This window comes from Serratia sp. CY47280, from assembly GCF_052168655.1.
GTDB lineage: Bacteria > Pseudomonadota > Gammaproteobacteria > Enterobacterales > Enterobacteriaceae > Serratia > Serratia bockelmannii.
The window spans coordinates 125297-143838 of sequence record NZ_JBJNMG010000003.1 but is presented as its reverse complement, the minus strand read 5'-3'; the positions used below and the strand labels follow the sequence as shown (position 1 = coordinate 143838).

14 protein-coding genes and 1 riboswitch are annotated in these 18542 nt (G+C 58.4%); of the genes, 8 read left to right on the top strand and 6 right to left on the bottom strand.

Annotation, left to right across the window (positions count from 1 at the left end; translation table 11 throughout):
- Window positions 1-56 precede the first annotated feature (56 nt).
- Window positions 57-176: riboswitch (TPP riboswitch) on the bottom strand.
- 37 nt (window positions 177-213) lie between these two features.
- Window positions 214-1875, bottom strand: coding sequence for an HTH-type transcriptional regulator SgrR (gene sgrR / locus ACJ8J4_RS14995; RefSeq protein WP_043135953.1), 1662 nt, complete (start codon window positions 1873-1875; stop codon window positions 214-216).
- 90 nt (window positions 1876-1965) lie between these two features.
- Between sgrR and sgrT the strand changes: the two genes are divergently transcribed.
- From sgrT to ACJ8J4_RS14980, 3 genes are all read left to right on the top strand, one after another.
- Entirely contained in the window at window positions 1966-2139 is a 174-nt protein-coding gene (sgrT, locus tag ACJ8J4_RS14990) for a glucose uptake inhibitor SgrT (protein WP_127146497.1), read from the top strand.
- 154 nt (window positions 2140-2293) lie between these two features.
- Entirely contained in the window at window positions 2294-3490 is a 1197-nt protein-coding gene (locus tag ACJ8J4_RS14985; RefSeq protein WP_060434222.1) for a sugar efflux transporter, read from the top strand.
- 144 nt (window positions 3491-3634) lie between these two features.
- Window positions 3635-5107, top strand: coding sequence for a DASS family sodium-coupled anion symporter (locus ACJ8J4_RS14980; RefSeq protein WP_025301557.1), 1473 nt, complete (start codon window positions 3635-3637; stop codon window positions 5105-5107).
- 37 nt (window positions 5108-5144) lie between these two features.
- Here ACJ8J4_RS14980 and leuD read toward each other — a convergent pair whose 3' ends face one another.
- The 4 genes from leuD to leuA are packed head-to-tail and all read right to left on the bottom strand — an operon-like array spanning window position 5145 to window position 9827.
- Complete coding sequence (gene leuD / locus ACJ8J4_RS14975; protein ID WP_043135950.1) at window positions 5145-5747, bottom strand: 3-isopropylmalate dehydratase small subunit; 603 nt, start codon at window positions 5745-5747, stop codon at window positions 5145-5147.
- A 9-nt stretch (window positions 5748-5756) separates the two neighbouring features.
- Complete coding sequence (leuC, locus tag ACJ8J4_RS14970; RefSeq protein WP_025301558.1) at window positions 5757-7157, bottom strand: 3-isopropylmalate dehydratase large subunit; 1401 nt, start codon at window positions 7155-7157, stop codon at window positions 5757-5759.
- 1 nt (window position 7158) lies between these two features.
- Window positions 7159-8250 carry a 3-isopropylmalate dehydrogenase gene (gene leuB / locus ACJ8J4_RS14965; protein ID WP_025159635.1) on the bottom strand — a complete coding sequence of 364 codons (1092 nt, stop codon included), beginning with the start codon at window positions 8248-8250 and terminating at the stop codon, window positions 7159-7161.
- 2 nt (window positions 8251-8252) lie between these two features.
- The gene (leuA, locus tag ACJ8J4_RS14960) at window positions 8253-9827 is read right to left on the bottom strand and encodes a 2-isopropylmalate synthase (RefSeq protein WP_033641848.1); all 1575 of its coding nucleotides are present in this window, start codon (window positions 9825-9827) and stop codon (window positions 8253-8255) included.
- 872 nt (window positions 9828-10699) lie between these two features.
- Here leuA and leuO point away from each other — a divergent pair.
- From leuO to cra, 5 genes are all read left to right on the top strand, one after another.
- A complete protein-coding gene (leuO, locus tag ACJ8J4_RS14955) occupies window positions 10700-11647 on the top strand; it encodes a transcriptional regulator LeuO (protein ID WP_025301560.1) in 948 nt (315 codons plus the stop codon).
- A gap of 465 nt (window positions 11648-12112) precedes the next feature.
- Window positions 12113-13921, top strand: a complete 1809-nt coding sequence (locus ACJ8J4_RS14950) for an AMP-dependent synthetase/ligase (protein ID WP_197836220.1) — start codon at window positions 12113-12115, stop codon at window positions 13919-13921.
- Window positions 13922-14237: 316 nt separating this feature from the next.
- Window positions 14238-15956 (top strand): acetolactate synthase 3 large subunit, encoded by a 1719-nt coding sequence (ilvI, locus tag ACJ8J4_RS14945; RefSeq protein ID WP_043135936.1) that lies wholly within the window; start codon window positions 14238-14240, stop codon window positions 15954-15956.
- Between the two features lie 2 nt (window positions 15957-15958).
- Window positions 15959-16450: an acetolactate synthase small subunit gene (ilvN, locus tag ACJ8J4_RS14940; RefSeq protein ID WP_004932806.1), complete on the top strand. Its 492-nt coding sequence runs from the start codon at window positions 15959-15961 to the stop codon at window positions 16448-16450.
- Between the two features lie 218 nt (window positions 16451-16668).
- On the top strand, window positions 16669-17673 hold the full coding sequence (gene cra / locus ACJ8J4_RS14935) for a catabolite repressor/activator (RefSeq protein WP_025301563.1): 1005 nt from the start codon (window positions 16669-16671) through the stop codon (window positions 17671-17673).
- Window positions 17674-17710: 37 nt separating this feature from the next.
- Here the strand turns inward: cra and ACJ8J4_RS14930 are convergent, their stop codons facing one another.
- Window positions 17711-18151 (bottom strand): L-alanine exporter AlaE, encoded by a 441-nt coding sequence (locus ACJ8J4_RS14930; RefSeq protein ID WP_127146500.1) that lies wholly within the window; start codon window positions 18149-18151, stop codon window positions 17711-17713.
- Between the last annotated feature and the right edge of the window lie 391 nt (window positions 18152-18542).

The window sequence follows — 18542 nt, the reverse complement described above, 5'->3', positions numbered from 1 at the left end:
TTGCACTCCTGAAAAATAAGGGGGCAAGGGTATCTGAGGGGGCGAGGCGGCGTCGCCGGTTCGCTGGGCTCAAATCCCTCCGCCGGTATTGACCGGATCAGGTTCGACGGGTGTGCTCTCAGCGGAAAATCGGGCTTATGCACACGGCCCGACTCACCGCACCCCGTTGAGACGGCGCTATTGTAAAGATTAACCGACCCGGGCGAAAGGCGCTTATGCCTCCGGCGGGGCAAACCAGGCTGACTTGAAGTCGAACCAGCCGAGGGTGTTCATTCGCACGCCGCGCATGCTGCGCTGGCCGTGCAGCTGCAGCCAGTGGTGGAACAGCGGATGTAGCTGGTGGTTGCTGACTAGCCGCTGGCAAAACTCCGCCAGCGGCAAGCGGTTGGCGCGCCATAACTCCGCGTCCTGCGCCAGATCCTCGTTCATGCAGTGCTGCATCAGCGGCAGTTCGTACAGCGTGGCGAACAGCGAAAACTCCAGCGGCAGATAGAAGTTGGCGCTGCCGAGCCACAGATCGCTGCGCGCGTCGCCCTGGTGCCAGGTGGCGTAATCCACGCTTTGTACGATCAGGCGGATGCCGTGCTGCGCCAACAGCGGTTCGATCGCCTGGCGAATGGCGTGAAACTCCGAATGCTCATTGAAGTGGGTCATCGTCAGTTCAGTCAGCCCCGCCGGTTTGGGTTGCTGCGCCAGCGTGCGGTTGTGGTGCCAGCGCGGCAGCAGGCCGTATGCCGGCGACCAATAGCGCTGGTAGAGCGGCCCGGCGTGGCTCAGCAATGAAATGGGGTTGATCAATTCGCACAGCCAGCTGCGAATGGCGGGGTCGGCGGCCAGCGGGGAACGCTGATCGAACAGCAAGAAATAACAGCCCTCTTCCAGTCGGCTTTCCAGTTCGTTTTTGCCGGTTTCATCGCCCTGCAGCTGCACGCCGGAGTGCACCAGCTCTTCGGAGAACTCCGGCAGCACCCAGATGTTCACCTCGTCGATCAGCGCCCGGTAGCCGAAATAGTCGTCGAAGGCGTGGATCTTCATCTGGCTGGGAAGATTGCGCACCACGCGGTAGGGGCCGGTGCCGACCGGATGGCGGGCAAAGTCCGGCAGTTCGCGCCATTCGCGCGGCAGGATCATGGCCTGCACGCTGCCCAGCAGCCAGGGTAGCCAGTGGTCGGGGCTGCGCAGATGCACGTCGATAACGAACGGCGTCGGCGAGGTGACGCTTTCGATATGTGAGAACAGCGGTTGCGAGGTCAGACGCGAGAGGGAAGTGATGACGTCTGCCATCTCCAGCTCACGGCCGTGATGAAAATGGATCGCCGGGCGCAGGTAAAACCGCCAGTGCAAGGGCGTCAGCGCCTGCCAATGGTGGGACAGATCGGACTCCAGTTCCCCGTTTTCCTCATTTATGCGCGTCAGGCCGTTGAAGATCTGGCGCGCCAAATGGGTTTCCGAACGCCGCAGCGCCGAGCCGGGCAGCAGGTTGTACAACTGCCGGTAGTAGAGCACCCGCAGGATGTGTTTACCCTGGCGGAAGCTACGCCCCAGCTGCGACAGCAGCATTTGGCGCACCACGTTTTTGTCGCCCACCAGCTGCACCAACTGATCGATGCGATCCTGTTCCAACAGCTCCTCGGCCCGCTGTTGCTGCAGCGCCAGGCCGGTGTAGTGGAAGGTTAACCGTGAACGCTTGCCGCGCCCCGACTCCGCCTGCCAGGTGAGCCAGCCTTCCCGCTGCATGGCGCTCAGCAGGGAGCGCACGTGGCGCCGCGAGCAGCTGAGCACCTCCGCCAGATCCTGCAGGGTGGTGTCGGTGGTTTCACCGTGGCAGCGCTGCCACAGGCGGATGAACTGTTGCTGCAATCTGGACGTGGACATAAAAGAGGAACGCTCCCGCCTCAACTCGTCAATTTTTCTTTCCCTATATTACGCCGATAATATTCATCAATGAAAGGGGAGGGCGTAATCATGAAAGCTTTCTTATACAAACAGTTCTATCAGCGCTATTTCAGCGCGGTGCGCCGTCAACGCGCCGACTGGCTGAGCGTGGTGCCCGAACAGGCGCGGCTGGCGATGCTGGCACACCTGACGCAATGGGACATCAAAGAGATGACCGATAAGCAATATCGCGAGCACCTGTAGGGGCTGCGGCAACAAGTTTCTGAGTAATGGTGCTGTTTCACCAGCCAGTGGGGCAACCCACTGGTTTTTTTATGCATGGACATGGCGATGCGCTTGCATTTTTCTTGCCGTGGCCTAAGGTTCTTTCTTCTGCTTTGAGGTCAGGGAAGACGATATGCAACGCCTGAGCCGGTTGTCACTGCGCATTAACCCCATCTTTGCCGCATTCCTACTGATCGCTTTTCTCTCCGGCATCGCCGGCGCATTGCTGACGCCGACGCTCAGCCTGTTTCTGACCACCGAAGTTAAGGTGCGGCCGCTGTGGGTCGGGCTGTTTTACACCGCCAACGCGGTGGCCGGCATCGTCGTCAGCTTCCTGCTGGCCAAACGTTCCGACACCCGCGGCGATCGCCGCAGGCTGATCCTGCTGTGCTGCCTGATGGCGGTCGGTAACTGCCTGTTGTTCGCCTTTAACCGCGACTACCTGACGCTGATCACCGCCGGGGTGCTGATGTCCGCCGTTGCCAACACCGCCATGCCGCAGATCTTCGCGCTGGCGCGGGAATATGCCGATAGCGAGGCGCGTGAAGTGGTGATGTTCAGCTCGGTGATGCGCGCCCAGCTTTCGCTGGCGTGGGTGATCGGCCCGCCGCTGTCGTTTGCGTTGGCGCTGAACTACGGATTCACCGTGATGTTCCTGATCGCCGCCGCCACCTTCGCGGTTTGCGTGCTGCTGGTGGGGTTTATGCTGCCTTCGGTGCCGCGCGCGGCGGAAAATGAGGGGCTGCAGGGTGGGGTGTCTGCGCCGATCGCGCCCGCCAGTGCCTGGCGCAATCGCGACGTGCGGCTGCTGTTCATCGCCTCAATGCTGATGTGGACCTGCAACACCTTGTATATCATCGATATGCCGCTGTATATCACCGCCGATCTTGGCCTGCCGGAAGGGTTGGCCGGGGTGTTGATGGGCACCGCCGCCGGGCTGGAGATCCCGGCGATGCTGCTGGCCGGTTACTACGTCAAACGCTTCGGCAAGCGCAACATGATGCTGCTGGCGGTGGTGGCAGGCGTGCTGTTTTACCTCGGGCTGACGGTACTGGAGAGCAAGCCGGCCCTGATCGCGCTGCAGCTGCTCAACGCGGTGTTTATCGGTATCGTCGCCGGTATCGGCATGCTCTATTTTCAGGATTTGATGCCGGGCCGACCGGGCGCCGCCACCACGCTGTTCACCAACAGCATCTCGACCGGGGTGATCCTGGCCGGGGTGCTGCAGGGCGCGCTGGTGGAGAACCTCGGTCATGGCTCGGTGTATTGGATGGCGGCGCTGTTGGCGCTGGCGGCGCTCGGGATGAGCGCCAAAGTGCGTGAAGTGTGAGGTTAAACGACGGCATTCTTGATGCAAGTCATTGAGAAGGCTGATGCGGACGCCCAAGCTGAAGGCATATGGAGCGCGATCGTTGCGCCCACGCCCGTCTCGCTATTGAGATGCCGCCTTGTTGTTTAGAACAGTGGGAACGTTATGGATAAACTCACACCGCTCAAACCGCTTCCTTCCTTGTGCGCCCTGGCCGCCACGCTGATTATCTGGTTCCTCATTCCCGTGCCGGAGGGCGTTGCGCCCAACGCCTGGCAGCTGCTGGCGCTGTTTATCGGCACCATCATCGCCATTATCGGCAAAGCGATGCCGATTGGCGCGGTCTCGGTGATCGCCATCGCCCTGGTGGCGGTGACCGGCGTCACCAATCCCGGCAAGCCGGGGGCCGCGCTGGACGATGCGCTCAGCGGTTTTTCCAACCAGCTGATCTGGCTGATCGGCTTTTCGATCATGATCTCCCTCAGCCTGAACAAAACCGGGCTGGGCGCGCGCATCGGCTACTATTTTATTTCGCTGTTCGGCAAAAAAACGCTGGGCATCGCCTATGCACTGACGCTGGCGGAAACCACGCTGGCGCCGGTGACGCCGAGCAACACCGCGCGCGGCGGCGGCATCATTCACCCGATCATGAAATCGATCGCCGACAGTTTCGGTTCAAAACCGGAGCTCAATACCTCCGGCAAGATCGGCCGCTACCTGTCGCTGGTGAACTACAACATCAACCCGGTCACCTCGGCGATGTTTATCACCGCCACTGCGCCTAACCCGTTGATCGTCAGCCTGATCGCCAAAGGCACCCATGGCAGCTTCGAGCTGTCCTGGTCGATGTGGGCGATTGCCGCCCTGGTACCTGGGTTGTGTTCGCTGCTCGTGATGCCGCTGGTCATCTACCTGCTGTATCCGCCGGAGGTGAAAAGCACCCCGGACGCGCCGCGCTTCGCGCGCGAAAAACTGCAGGCGTTGGGGCCGGTGACGCTGCCGGAAAAAATTACCCTCGGGGTGTTCGCGCTGTTGCTGATACTGTGGGCCGGCATTCCGGCGATGATCTTCGGCCCGGCGCTGGCGGTCAATCCCACCACCGCGGCGCTGATCGGCCTGGCGGTGTTGCTGGCCACTGGCGTGCTGAGCTGGGAGGATGTGCTGAAGCATAAAGGGGCCTGGGACACCGTGGTGTGGTTCTCGGCGCTGGTGATGATGGCCAGTTTCCTCGGCAAGCTGGGGCTGATCGGCTGGCTGTCGCAGACCGTGGGCAACGGCATTGACCATATGGGTATGAGCTGGGTGGGCGGTACGATCTTGCTGACTCTCATCTACTTGTATTCGCACTATTTCTTCGCCAGCACCACCGCACACGTGACGGCGATGTTCGCCGCCTTCTTCGCCGCCGGCATCGCGCTTGGCGCGCCACCGGCGCTGCTGGGCCTGATCCTGGCGTTTTCTTCTTCGCTGATGATGTCGCTGACGCATTACGGCACCGGCACCGCGCCGATCATCTTTGGCTCCGGCTATGTGACGCTGGGAGAATGGTGGAAAGCGGGATGGGTGATGAGTGTGGTTAACCTGCTGATCTGGATGCTGATCGGCGGGGCGTGGTGGAAGCTGCTGGGCTACTGGTGAGGAAAAAATTCACCCGCCGGGCGGCGGGTGAAGGGGATTAATTCAGAAACGCCGGCTGCTGCGCTTCGTAGCGGGAGATGTCCACTTCGTGCTGCAGCGTCAGGCCGATGCTGTCCAGCCCGTTGATCATGCAGTGGCGGCGGAAGCTGTCGATTTCGAACGGATAGCTTTTGCCGCCGGCGTTGACCGTCTGGTTCTCCAGATCCACCACGAACTCCGTCCCTTCGTTGGCGTCTACCAGTTTGAACAGCTCATCCACCTGCTGCTCGCTCAGCGTTACTGGCAACAGCTGGTTGTTAAATGAGTTGCCGTAGAAGATATCGGCGAAGCTCGGCGCGATCACCACTTTGAACCCGTAGTCGGTCAGCGCCCAAGGGGCGTGTTCGCGCGAGGAGCCGCAGCCGAAGTTCTCCCGCGCCAACAGGATGCTGGCGCCTTTATAGCGCGGTTTGTTCAGCACGAACGCCGGGTTCGGTTGCTGGCCGGCATCGTCGAGGAAGCGCCAGTCGTTGAACAGATGCTGGCCGAAACCGGTGCGGGTGACCTTCTGTAAGAACTGCTTGGGAATAATGGCGTCGGTGTCGACGTTGGCCGCATCCAAAGGCACCACTAAGCCGGTATGTTGAGTAAATTTAGCCACGTTAGCCCCTTAGTGAATATCACGGATGTCGGCGAAGTGACCGGCGACGGCGGCCGCGGCGGCCATCGCCGGGCTGACCAGGTGGGTGCGCCCACCGCGGCCCTGACGCCCTTCGAAATTACGGTTGCTGGTGGATGCGCAGCGCTCGCCCGGATTCAGACGGTCGTTGTTCATCGCCAGACACATTGAGCAACCCGGCAAACGCCATTCGAAACCGGCTTCGATAAAGATTTTGTCCAACCCTTCGGCTTCCGCCTGGGCCTTCACCGGGCCGGATCCCGGCACCACGATGGCCTGCACGCCGCTGGCGACCTTGCGCCCTTTGGCGATCGCCGCTGCCGCGCGCAGATCTTCGATGCGGGAGTTGGTGCAGGAGCCGATGAACACTTTGTCGATCGGCACGTCGGTCAATTTGATGCCCGGCTTCAAATCCATGTAGGCCAGCGCTTTCTCGGCCGAGGCGCGCTCGACCGGATCGTTGAACGATTCCGGCGCCGGGATCGCTTGATTGACGGCGATCACCTGGCCGGGGTTGGTGCCCCAGGTGACCTGCGGCGCGATCTCTTCGGCGCGCAGCGTCACCACGGTATCGAACTGGGCGTCGGCGTCGGACTTCAACGTGCGCCAGTAAGCGACCGCCTGCTCCCAGTTTTCGCCGGTTGGCGCGAACTGGCGCCCCTTCAGGTAGGCGAAGGTGGTGTCGTCCGGCGCCACTAAGCCGGCTTTGGCGCCCATTTCGATCGCCATGTTGCACAGGGTCATGCGGCCTTCCATGCTCAACGCTTCGATCGCCTTGCCGCAGAACTCCACCACGTGGCCGGTGCCGCCGGCGCTGCCGGTTTTGCCGATCACCGCCAGCACGATGTCTTTGGCGGTGATGCCCTCGGCGGCGTCGCCGGTGACTTCAATCTTCATGGTTTTGGCCCGGCCCTGCTTCAGAGTCTGGGTCGCCAGCACGTGTTCCACTTCGGAGGTGCCGATGCCGAACGCCAGCGAGCCGAAAGCGCCGTGGGTGGCGGTGTGCGAGTCGCCGCAGACGATGGTCATGCCCGGCAGCGTCATGCCTTGCTCAGGCCCGATCACGTGCACGATGCCCTGGAAGGGGTGATTCAGGTCATACAACGAAACGCCGAATTCCGCGCAGTTCTTGATCAACTCCTGCATCTGGATACGTGCCATCTCGCCGCTGGCGTTGATGTCTTTGGTCTGGGTCGACACGTTGTGATCCATGGTGGCGAAGGTTTTGCCGGGCTGGCGTACCTTGCGGCCCATGGCGCGCAGGCCGTCGAACGCCTGCGGCGAGGTGACTTCGTGCACCAGGTGACGGTCGATATACAGCAACGGCGTTTCGTTCGGCGCTTCGTATACCACGTGGGCGTCGTACAGCTTCTGATATAAGGTCTTGGCCATGTTATGCCCCCTGAGCTACAAAGCGAGCGATGATGTCGCCCATTTCATCGGTGCTGACGGCTTTGCCGTCACCGGCCAGATCGGCGGTGCGGTAGCCCTGTTCCAACGCCTGGTTGATGGCGCGCTCCACGGCGTCGGCCGCTTCATCGGCGCCCAGGCTGTAACGCAGCAGCAGGGTGGCGGACAGGATCTGCGCAATTGGGTTGGCGATGCCTTTGCCTGCAATATCCGGCGCGGAACCGCCCGCCGGCTCGTACAGGCCGAAGCCTTGCTCGTTCAGGCTGGCGGATGGCAACATGCCCATCGAGCCGGTGATCATCGCGCATTCGTCGGACAGGATGTCGCCGAACAGGTTGGAGCACAGCAGCACGTCGAATTGGGACGGATCCTTGATCAGCTGCATGGTGGCGTTGTCGATATACATGTGCGACAGCGACACGTCCGGGTAATCCTTGGCAACCTGATTGACCACTTCACGCCACAGGATGGAGCTTTGCAGTACGTTGGCCTTGTCGATCGACGTCACCTTGTGGCGGCGCTTGCGGGCGGATTCGAAGGCGATGCGTGCGATGCGTTCAATCTCGAAACGGTGATACACCTCGGTATCGAAAGCGCGCTCCTGCATGCCCTGGCCTTCGCGGCCCTTCGGTTGGCCGAAGTAGATGCCACCGGTCAGTTCGCGCACGCACAGAATGTCGAAGCCGCGGGCGGCGATGTCGGCGCGCAGCGGGCAGAATGCCTCCAGCCCTTGATACAGGCGGGCCGGGCGCAGGTTGCTGAACAGTTTGAAGTGCTTGCGCAGCGGCAACAGCGCGCCGCGTTCCGGCTGCTCGGCCGGCGGTAGGTGTTCCCATTTCGGGCCGCCCACCGAGCCGAACAGGATGGCGTCGGCCTGCTCGCAGCCGGCGACGGTCGCCGCCGGCAACGGGCTGCCGTGGCGATCGATGGCGATGCCGCCGACGTCGTACTCGGCGGTGGTGATGCGAATATCAAAGCGTTGACGCACCGCGTCCAATACTTTGCGCGCCTGAGCCATTACTTCCGGGCCGATGCCGTCTCCGGGCAAGACGGCAATGTGATAAGTCTTCGTCATGTTCACACCGTTTCCTGATTATTTTGATGTTTGTTTTGCTGCAGGCGCTGCTTTTCTTTTTCTACCTGCTGTGAGCGCCAAATATTGTTCAACACGTGCACCATTGCCTTGGCAGAGGATTCGACGATGTCGGTCGCCAGGCCTACGCCGTGGAAGCGGCGGCCGTTGTAAGAGACGACGATATCCACCTGGCCCAGCGCGTCGCGGCCATGGCCCTTGGCGGTCAACTGGTACTTCACCAGCTCGATCGGGTAATCGGTGATGCGATTGATCGCCTGATAGACCGCATCGACCGGGCCGTTGCCGGTGGCGGCTTCGGCTTTCTCTTCGCCGCCGCAGATCAGTTTCACCGAGGCGGTGGCCATGATGCTGCTGCCGGACTGCACGCTGAAGTAGCCCAGGCTGAAGTGCTCCGGCTCTTCCTGCTGTTTATTGATGAAGGCCAACGCCTCCAGGTCATAGTCGAACACCTGGCCTTTTTTGTCGGCCAGCTTCAGGAAGGCGGCATACAGGGTATCCAGGTTGTAGTCCTGCTCCTGGTAGCCCATCTCTTCCATGCGGTGTTTCACCGCCGCGCGGCCGGAGCGGGAGGTCAGGTTCAACTGCACGTCCTTCAGGCCGATCGACTGCGGGGTCATGATTTCGTAGTTTTCGCGGTTCTTCAGCACGCCGTCCTGGTGAATGCCGGAGGAATGGGCGAAGGCGTTGGCGCCGACGATCGCCTTGTTGGCCGGAATCGGCATGTTGCACAGCTGGCTGACGATCTGGCTGGTGCGGAAGATTTCCTGATGATTGATGTTGGTGTGCACGTTCATGATGTCCTGGCGCACTTTAATCGCCATGATCACCTCTTCCAGTGAACAGTTGCCGGCGCGCTCACCGATGCCGTTCAGGGTGCCTTCCACCTGACGGGCGCCGGCCTGGACCGCGGCAATGGAGTTGCCGACCGCCATGCCCAAATCGTCGTGGCAGTGTACGGAAATGATGGCTTTGTCGATGTTCGGCACGCGGTCATACAAGGTGGTGATGATGCCGCCGAACTGGTTCGGCGTGGTGTAGCCGACGGTGTCCGGAATATTGATGGTGGTGGCGCCGGCGTTGATGGCGGCTTCGACCACGCGGCACAGATTGTCGATCGGCGTGCGGCCGGCGTCTTCACAGGAGAACTCTACGTCGTCGGTGTAGTTGCGGGCGCGTTTGACCGAGCGCACCGCCATCTCCAACACTTCGTCGAACGAGCGCTTCAGCTTCGATTCGATATGCAGGGTGGAGGTGGCCAGGAACACGTGGATGCGGAACGCTTCAGCGACGCGCAGCGCTTCGGCGGCCACGTCGATGTCTTTGTCCACGCAGCGGGCCAGGCCGCAGACGCGACTGTTCTTGATCTGGCGCGCGATGGTTTGCACCGATTCGAAGTCGCCCGGCGAAGAGACCGGGAAGCCGACTTCCATCACGTCAACGCCCATTCTTTCCAGCGCCAGCGCAATCTGAATCTTCTCTTTTACGCTCAGGCTGGCCTGCAATGCCTGTTCGCCGTCACGCAGCGTGGTATCGAAAATAATGACTTGTTGGCTCATCGGTGCATTCCTTATCGTGTTGATTTCACGCTAAGCGGGCAAAAAAAAACCCGCGCAGTAGCGCGGGTTTCTTATGGGTGATCGGCTGAGTCAGCTCCGAACTTCATCCACAGGCATACCGCGCAAACAAGATGCGTTGAGTAGTAGGCCTAGTAGACGGTGGGTACGGATCATAAGGGTTCAGCTTCTCTTAAATTGGGTGTCTGCCTAATTTGATACGTGATTGGCCTGGCGATGTCAACACCTGATTGAATGCGGGGACAATGCACCGGCTAAGTGGCCAAACAGAGGAACATTCGGTAAAAATGCGGTGCTCTAGAGAAAAAGTGGGGCGCAGTTTGCGTGTTGCTTAGCATAAACGAATCGAATAGAGACTGCGCTAATTGCTTCTGGATTTTGTTGGGTTAAGATTTGTGATGAAAATTAAGAGAGATTAATCACGGGAGGCAACAAAATAACATTTTTAATTCAAATGATTGAAATTGGATTCATATGATTAATTGATTGTTTTAGTCATAATATAACAAAATAATGCGATTTTACACAAAGTGAGCGGTGTTTTTAGATGGTTTGATTGCTTATGATGTGTTTTTATAGTTTGTCTCATACAGTGCGGTTACGTTGTTTAATTGTATTAATCATTGTTAATACCTAATTGTTGGTACCACCCAGGTAGCATTCTTCCTGCTGACGGGATAAGTGACTGACATGCATTCCATATACGACTTATATCGTGTCGATAACACGAGGTTTTTTATCGGCTCATGACGGTAATAGCAGGATTTGTCGTGCAAAGATAAGACAATGCGGCGTTTCATTGTTTTTCGAGCATAAGGATTAGATTATCTACACAGGATTTAGTGGAGTGAAATATGGCTGAATATGATTCAGAAATCGCCATGGTCAAAGAGCCGGCGGACATCCATTTGCGCAGCGTCGATCTTAATTTGCTGACGGTGTTTGACGCCGTGATGCAAATGCAAAATATTACGCGAGCCGCTAATTCGTTGGGGATGTCGCAGCCGGCGGTGAGTAACGCGGTGGCGCGCCTGAAGGTGATGTTCAACGATGAACTGTTTGTGCGCTGCGGGCGCGGGATTCAGCCCACTATGCGCGCCAGGCAGCTGTTCGGGCCGGTGCGGCAAGCGCTGCAGCTGGTGCAAAATGAGTTGCCGGGATCTGAGTTTGAGCCGCTGACCAGCACGCGAGCGTTCTCCTTGTCGCTGTGCAGCCCGCTCGATTTACGTCTGGGCGCTGGAATAATCAATCACGTCAAACAGATCGCGCCGCAGCTTAACCTGCAAATAAAGTCATACATTAACAATAATATCGAACATCAATTGCGTTATCAGGACGTCGAGTTTGTCATCGGCTACAGCCGTTTCGAGTCGGCGGAGTTTCGCAGCCTGGCAATGTTCGACGACGAATTAGTGCTGGCGGTCGCGCAGGCGCACCCGCGAATAGGGGAGGAGGTGACGCCGGAGAAAATGTTGGCCGAACAGCACGCGGCAGTTTCTCTGGAAAGTTTTGGTTCTTTCAGTAAACCTTTTTATTTAGAGGAACCGATGCTGCGCACCGTGACACAACAGTGCACGGATCTCTACAGCGTGTTGAATATGGTGTCGCAAACGGACATGGTGGCGATTGCGCCCGCCTGGCTGGTGCGGCAACAGACGGAAGCGTTGAAAATAAAGTCGGTTCCTTTATGTGGCAACGATAATAAAGCCACTTGCTATCTCTCCTGGCATGAATCCTCCGAGCGGGATAAAGGCCACCAGTGGATGAAATCCGTTCTGATTGAGGCCGGTAACCCAAAGTAACGCGATAAAAAATGGGGTCATACAAAAATAATATTCAACTGATCGTTTTTTTCTCATGATAAAAGCTAAGAACTATCTGGGTTTTTATTAAGATGTTTCTTGGTTTTACGGCGATAAAATAACTTATTTTCAGGGTGGGCTGGTTCGTTTACCAAAAATAATTAATATAAATTAATATTCTGATTTTTACTTTTCGGCTGGTATTTTAAACTAATTCGATGCGGCGGCCCGGATGGGCCGCGTTTTATTGCTGCCACCCAACCTTTTCCTTCCCGTTCTGTCCAACCCATGAAAGCGCGAAAGCCGGCCTGAGTTTTGGCTCACACTTCTACGCTGAAATCACTTTTCCCTCTGCCTGAGAGTAGGTAGACTGCGCGGAAAAAAGTAAACACGTGTAAGCTGAGATGAGGGCCGCAAGGCGTCGTTCAGGCTTAACTGTATGATTCATTTCAGGCTTAGAGCACTATGATCACTAATCTGCTGCAATACCATTTGATCCATCGTATACAGCATCAAATCACCCATCGAGCCGATCGCACAGCTTTTCGCCAATGGTCGCCCAACGGCGAGTTTCAACTGACCTGGGGAGAGGCTGCCACCCGCATCGATCGCATTGCCGCCGGGCTGTTGGCCCTTGGGGCCGAAGTGCAAGAGCGCATCGGTATATTCGCCAATAACGGCATAGCCTGGTCGTTGGCCGATCTCGCTATCCTGCATCTGCGCGGCGTCAGCGTGCCGCTGTATTCCACCAATACGCCGGCGCAGGCGGCATTCGTCACCAACGACGCCGACATCCGTATACTGTTCGTCGGGGAGCAGGCGCAGCTTGACGCCGCCATCGCGCTGCGCGGCGTTTGCCCACAGCTGCGCCATATTATCGTGTTTGACGAGGATGCCGATCTGCGCGGCTGCGAGATCGCACAGCATCTGAGCGCCTTCGAGCGTGCCGCCGATCCGGCGGCTTTTATCGTTCAACGTCGGCAGCGCATTGAAGAGTGCGACCTTCAGGATCTCTTCACCCTGATCTATACCTCGGGCACCACCGGTGAGCCTAAGGGGGTGATGCTGGACTACCGCAATCTGGCGGCGCAGCTCTACCTGCATGATGAAAGGCTGACGGTCGGCGAAGAAGATGTGTCGCTCAGTTTCCTGCCGCTGTCGCACGTGTTCGAGCGTGCCTGGAGCTTCTTTGTGATGCATTCCGGCGCGCAGAACGTCTTCCTGCCGAACACCGACTGGGTGCGGGAAGCGATGGGGCAGGTCCGCCCGACGCTGATGTGCGCGGTACCGCGTTTCTACGAGAAGATTTTCAGCGCGGTGCATGAAAAAGTGGCGCGGGCCCCTTGGCTGCGCCGCGCGCTGTTCCACTGGGCGATCGTCTGCGGGGAGCGCAAGTTCCTGCAGGAGCGGGCCGGCAAACCGTTGGGCAAACTGTTCGAACTCTCCCATCGCTGGGCCGACAAGCTGGTATTGAGCAAGCTGCGCGGTATCCTCGGCGGCCGGGTGCGCTTTCTGCCGGCGGCGGGTGCCAAGCTGGATGACAATGTGATCCTGTTCTTCCAGGCGATGGGCGTCAACATCAAGTACGGCTACGGCATGACCGAAACCTGTGCGACCGTGTCCTGCTGGGAAGAAGGGCATTTCCGTTTCGGCTCCATCGGCAAACCGCTGCCGGAGGTCGAGGTGCGCATCGGTGAAGAAAATGAAATCCAGGTGCGAGGGCCGATCGTGATGCGCGGCTATTTCAACAAGCCATTGGAAACCGCCGCGACCTTTACCGCAGACGGCTGGCTGAAAACCGGCGATGCCGGGGCGATCGATGAAGAGGGCAATCTGTTCATCACCGAGCGCCTGAAGGATTTGATGAAAACCTCCGGCGGCAAATACATCGCGCCGCAGATGCTGGAAGGTACGCTGGCGCAGGACCGTTTTATCGAACAGGTGGCGATCATCGCCGATGCGCGCAAGTTCGTTTCCGCGCTGATCGTGCCGTGCTTTGAGTCGCTGGAAGAGTACGCGAAGTCAGTCAACCTGAAGTACCAAGATCGTCTGGAACTGCTGCGCAACGGTGAAATTCTCGAGATGTTCGAAAAGCGTCTGCGCGAGATGCAAAAGGAGCTGGCGCGCTTCGAACAGGTGAAGAAGTTCACTCTGCTGCCGGCGGCCTTTTCCATGGAGCTGGGAGAGCTGACGCCAACGCTGAAGCTGCGCCGCAAAGTGATCCTGCAGCGCTATCAGCGTGAAATCGACTCAATGTACCAGGAACAGGCTTGACGCCGCCGCCGGATCGCGCGTCCGGCGAAAAAAACGGCATATACCTCGCCTGATTTAGTTCTGTAATTTTCCCTCTGTTCGAAACAATGCCTAGCCTGACGCCTCTGGGGCTAGCGCATTGTTTTTATAAAGCCGCGATCTCCAGCCGCTTGGCAATAACCCCGCCACTGTTAAGCCATTTTGCCGTTTGCCTGCCCCATCTTCTGACGTTATGTTAATTCGATAGCGACAACCCATAAAAATTTAGGGGCATTGCCCCGCAGCAGGCGCTACGTTCCGGCGCCAGAGAAGAATAAGCAAGCCTGGAGGCAAACCCATGGAGATGTTGTCAGGAGCCGAGATGGTCGTCCGATCGTTGATCGATCAGGGCGTTAAGCATGTATTCGGCTATCCCGGCGGGGCGGTGCTCGATATCTACGACGCCCTGCATACGGTCGGAGGGATCGATCATATTCTGGTGCGCCACGAGCAAGGTGCGGTGCACATGGCCGACGGTTACGCGCGCGCCACCGGTGAAGTGGGCGTGGTGTTGGTGACCTCAGGCCCCGGCGCCACTAATGCCATTACCGGTATTGCCACCGCCTATATGGATTCGATCCCGATGGTGGTGCTGTCGGGACAGGTGCCCAGCTCGCTGATCGGCTACGACGCCTTCCAGGAGTGCGATATGGTGGGGATTTCGCGTCCGGTGGTGAAGCACAGCTTCCTGGTAAAACGCACCGAAGACATCCCGGCGGTGTTGAAGAAGGCGTTCTACCTGGCCTCCAGCGGCCGCCCCGGCCCGGTAGTGATCGATCTGCCGAAAGATATTGTCGGTCCGGCGGTGCGGATGCCTTATGCCTACCCGCAGGACGTGAGCATGCGTTCTTATAACCCGACGGTGCAGGGCCACCGCGGGCAGATCAAACGCGCGTTACAAACCATTCTGGCGGCCAAAAAGCCGGTGATGTACGTCGGCGGCGGCGCGATCAACGCCGGTTGTGAAGCTGAATTACTGTCGTTGGCGGAGCAGCTGAACCTGCCGGTAACCAGCAGCCTGATGGGATTGGGCGCTTTCCCCGGCACCCATCGTCAGAGCGTCGGTATGCTCGGCATGCACGGAACCTATGAAGCCAACAAAACCATGCACCATGCCGACGTGATCTTCGCCGTAGGCGTGCGCTTCGACGATCGCACCACCAACAATCTGGCTAAATACTGCCCGGACGCCACCGTGCTGCACATTGATATCGATCCGACTTCGATCTCCAAAACGGTGGACGCCGATATTCCGATCGTCGGCGATGCCAAGCAGGTGTTGGTTCAAATGCTGGAGCTGCTGGCGCAGGATGAGAAAGCGCAGGATCACGATGCGCTGCGCGACTGGTGGCAGTCTATCGAGCAGTGGCGTGCCCGCGACTGCCTGGGTTACGACAAGCACAGCGGCACCATCAAGCCGCAGGCGGTGATCGAAACCCTGCACCGCCTGACCAAAGGCGACGCCTACGTCACCTCGGACGTGGGCCAGCACCAGATGTTCGCCGCGCTCTATTATCCGTTCGACAAACCGCGCCGCTGGATCAACTCCGGCGGCCTCGGCACCATGGGCTTCGGCCTGCCGGCGGCATTGGGCGTCAAGCTGGCGCTGCCGGAAGAAACCGTGGTGTGCGTGACCGGCGACGGCAGCATTCAGATGAATATTCAGGAGCTGTCCACTGCGCTGCAATATAACCTGCCGGTGGTGGTGGTGAACCTCAATAACCGTTATCTGGGCATGGTGAAGCAGTGGCAGGACATGATTTATTCCGGCCGCCATTCGCAGTCTTACATGGATTCGCTGCCGGACTTCGTCAAGCTGGCCGAGGCTTACGGCCATGTCGGCATCGCCATCCGCACGCCGGATGAGCTGGAAAGCAAGCTGGCGCAGGCGCTGGCGGAAAAAGAGCGGCTGGTGTTCGTCGACGTGACCGTCGATGAAACCGAACATGTTTACCCGATGCAGATCCGCGGCGGAAGCATGGACGAAATGTGGCTTAGCAAAACGGAGAGGACCTGATCATGCGCCGTATTTTATCTGTCTTGCTGGAAAACGAATCCGGCGCCTTGTCGCGCGTGGTCGGGCTGTTCTCCCAGCGCGGTTATAACATTGAAAGCCTGACGGTGGCGCCGACCGACGATCCGACGCTGTCGCGCATGACTATCCAGACCGTCGGCGACGAGAAAGTGCTGGAGCAGATTGAGAAACAGCTGCACAAGCTGGTGGACGTGCTGCGCGTCAGCGAGCTGGTGCAAGGCGCTCACGTCGAGCGCGAGATCATGCTGGTGAAGCTGCAGGCCAGCGGTTATGGCCGTGAAGAGGTGAAACGCTGCGCCGACATTTTCCGCGGCCAGATCGTCGATGTGACGGCGACGCTGTACACGGTACAGCTGGCCGGCACCAGCGACAAGCTCGACGCCTTCCTGAGCGCGGTGCGTGAAGTGGCGGAGATTGTGGAAGTGGCGCGTTCCGGCGTGGTCGGCGTGTCGCGCGGCGACAAAATCATGCGCTGAGCGCGGTTTAGTGGCGAATAATCGGGGCGCGGCATGGCTGCGCCCTTTGTTTTTCGGCATTTTTTTGCCCAATTGCTGGCACCTTTCGGCAAAAGCGGTTGCTAGGTAGTGTTTTCTGCTGTTAGATCGCAGAGGCTGGATTGAATAACCGCACGGGATGTCATGGTTAATCCGAGCACAGCCTTCACTTCTATTTTCAGCGTCATTAAGGGGTTAATGTGAAACTGGATGAAATCGCGCGTCTCGCGGGCGTTTCGCGCACGACGGCCAGTTATGTCATCAACGGCAAGGCGAAGCAGTATCGTGTCAGCGATAAAACCGTCGAGAAAGTGATGGCCGTGGTCAGGGAGCATAACTACCACCCGAATGCCGTCGCGGCAGGGCTGCGCGCTGGGCGCACCCGTTCTATCGGTCTGGTGATCCCGGATCTGGAAAATACCAGCTATACCCGTATCGCCAACTACCTGGAGCGTCAGGCGCGCCAGCGTGGTTATCAATTGCTGATCGCCTGCTCCGAAGATCAGCCGGACAACGAAATGCGCTGTATCGAGCACTTGCTGCAGCGTCAGGTGGACGCCATCATCGTTTCCACCGCCTTGCCGCCGGAGCACCCCTTCTATCAACGCTGGGCCAACGATCCGCTGCCGATCATCGCACTGGACCGCGCGTTGGATCGCGAGCATTTCATCAGCGTCGTCGGGGCCGACGAGGAAGATGCCTTTGCGCTGGCGCAGGAGCTGCGCACCTTCCCGGCGGAGTCGGTACTGTACCTGGGCGCCTTGCCGGAGCTTTCGGTCAGCTTCCTGCGTGAGCAGGGCTTCCGTCAGGCCTGGCAAGAGGATCCTCGCCATGTCGATTATCTGTACGCCAACAGCTATGAGCGTGAGGCCGCCGGCGCGCTGTTTGCCGAATGGCTGAAAACGCACCCGATGCCGCAGGCGCTGTTCACCACGTCGTTCTCTTTATTGCAGGGCGTGATGGACGTGACGCTGAAGCAACGCGGCCGTTTGCCGACCGATCTGGCGATTGCCACCTTCGGCGACCATGAGCTGTTGGATTTTCTGGAGTGCCCGGTGCTCGCGGTAGCGCAGCGCCATCGCGACGTGGCCGAACGCGTGCTGGAGCTGGTGTTGGCCAGCCTGGACGAACCGCGTAAACCCAAACCGGGACTGACGCGGATCCGCCGTAATCTGTTCCGCCGCGGTAGCCTGAGCCGCAAATAGGCCGCTCTACAGGAGCCCGCGTTGTCGGGCTCCTGGTTTAGACGTAACCCGCCACCCGAAACAGCCGTCGGCAATATTCCAGGAAATAGCCATACACCACGCCCATCGCCATGGAGACCAGCGCATTGCTGGTCACCGCCGCCAGCATTTGTTGGCCGTCGGCGCCCACGCTCCACAGAATGGCGGCATAAACCGGCGACTGGAAACTGACGTAAGCCAGCAGATCGGCGAGGTTGCGCAGTAGGAATTGGCCGCGTGGGCAGCGGCGTGCCGTGCGGATAAACAGATCGCGATAGCGGCCGTAAGGCCAGGCGATCAGGATGTTGACCGGGATCGACAGCAGGCGCGAAGAGAGGGATTGCTGGAAGCTCATGCCGGAGATCAACACTTCTATCGCCATGCCGGCGATAAAGCAGTACACCACCAGTGCGAACGTATCGGCAGCGGCGCTACGCCAGTGAGCGGCGGGCGAAAGCATGTGTTATCCCTCCTGGTTAAAATGCTGTTAAATTATTAATAATTGGGTGTTAATTCTGGTTTTTCGCATTATTGTTAGTTTACTAATCTGTATTGTGTTTTTTAACTAGATTTATATTTTTATTTTTAACATTTGTTCGGTTTTTGTCCCGTAGAACGGAGGTTCAGGATGGGGCGGAGAGATTAAAATCGGCATTTCTAAATAAATCGATAAAAAACATGCAGTTGCGATTTTTGGTGTTTGAAGAGGTTTTTTTCCGGCAAAAATTGTGGAAATAAAGGTGTAAGAAAATGAAACCATAATTGTAAACAGGTATTTTGGGAATAATCTTACCAAATTGATTTAAATCGAAATTACTTCTGCTCGTAATATCCGAGCCATTTATTTTTAT

What these genes read in the sequence shown, in the direction of transcription:
- leuA (WP_033641848.1), bottom strand. Translation starts at nt 9,827, where the DNA reads ATGAGCCAACAAGTCATTATTTTCGATACCACGCTGCGTGACGGCGAA.
- leuC (WP_025301558.1), bottom strand. Translation starts at nt 7,157, where the DNA reads ATGGCCAAGACCTTATATCAGAAGCTGTACGACGCCCACGTGGTATAC.
- leuO (WP_025301560.1), top strand. Translation starts at nt 10,700, where the DNA reads ATGGCTGAATATGATTCAGAAATCGCCATGGTCAAAGAGCCGGCGGAC.
- sgrT (WP_127146497.1), top strand. Translation starts at nt 1,966, where the DNA reads ATGAAAGCTTTCTTATACAAACAGTTCTATCAGCGCTATTTCAGCGCG.
- ilvI (WP_043135936.1), top strand. Translation starts at nt 14,238, where the DNA reads ATGGAGATGTTGTCAGGAGCCGAGATGGTCGTCCGATCGTTGATCGAT.
- leuB (WP_025159635.1), bottom strand. Translation starts at nt 8,250, where the DNA reads ATGACGAAGACTTATCACATTGCCGTCTTGCCCGGAGACGGCATCGGC.
- ACJ8J4_RS14985 (WP_060434222.1), top strand. Translation starts at nt 2,294, where the DNA reads ATGCAACGCCTGAGCCGGTTGTCACTGCGCATTAACCCCATCTTTGCC.
- ilvN (WP_004932806.1), top strand. Translation starts at nt 15,959, where the DNA reads ATGCGCCGTATTTTATCTGTCTTGCTGGAAAACGAATCCGGCGCCTTG.
- ACJ8J4_RS14980 (WP_025301557.1), top strand. Translation starts at nt 3,635, where the DNA reads ATGGATAAACTCACACCGCTCAAACCGCTTCCTTCCTTGTGCGCCCTG.
- sgrR (WP_043135953.1), bottom strand. Translation starts at nt 1,875, where the DNA reads ATGTCCACGTCCAGATTGCAGCAACAGTTCATCCGCCTGTGGCAGCGC.
- ACJ8J4_RS14950 (WP_197836220.1), top strand. Translation starts at nt 12,113, where the DNA reads ATGATCACTAATCTGCTGCAATACCATTTGATCCATCGTATACAGCAT.
- ACJ8J4_RS14930 (WP_127146500.1), bottom strand. Translation starts at nt 18,151, where the DNA reads ATGCTTTCGCCCGCCGCTCACTGGCGTAGCGCCGCTGCCGATACGTTC.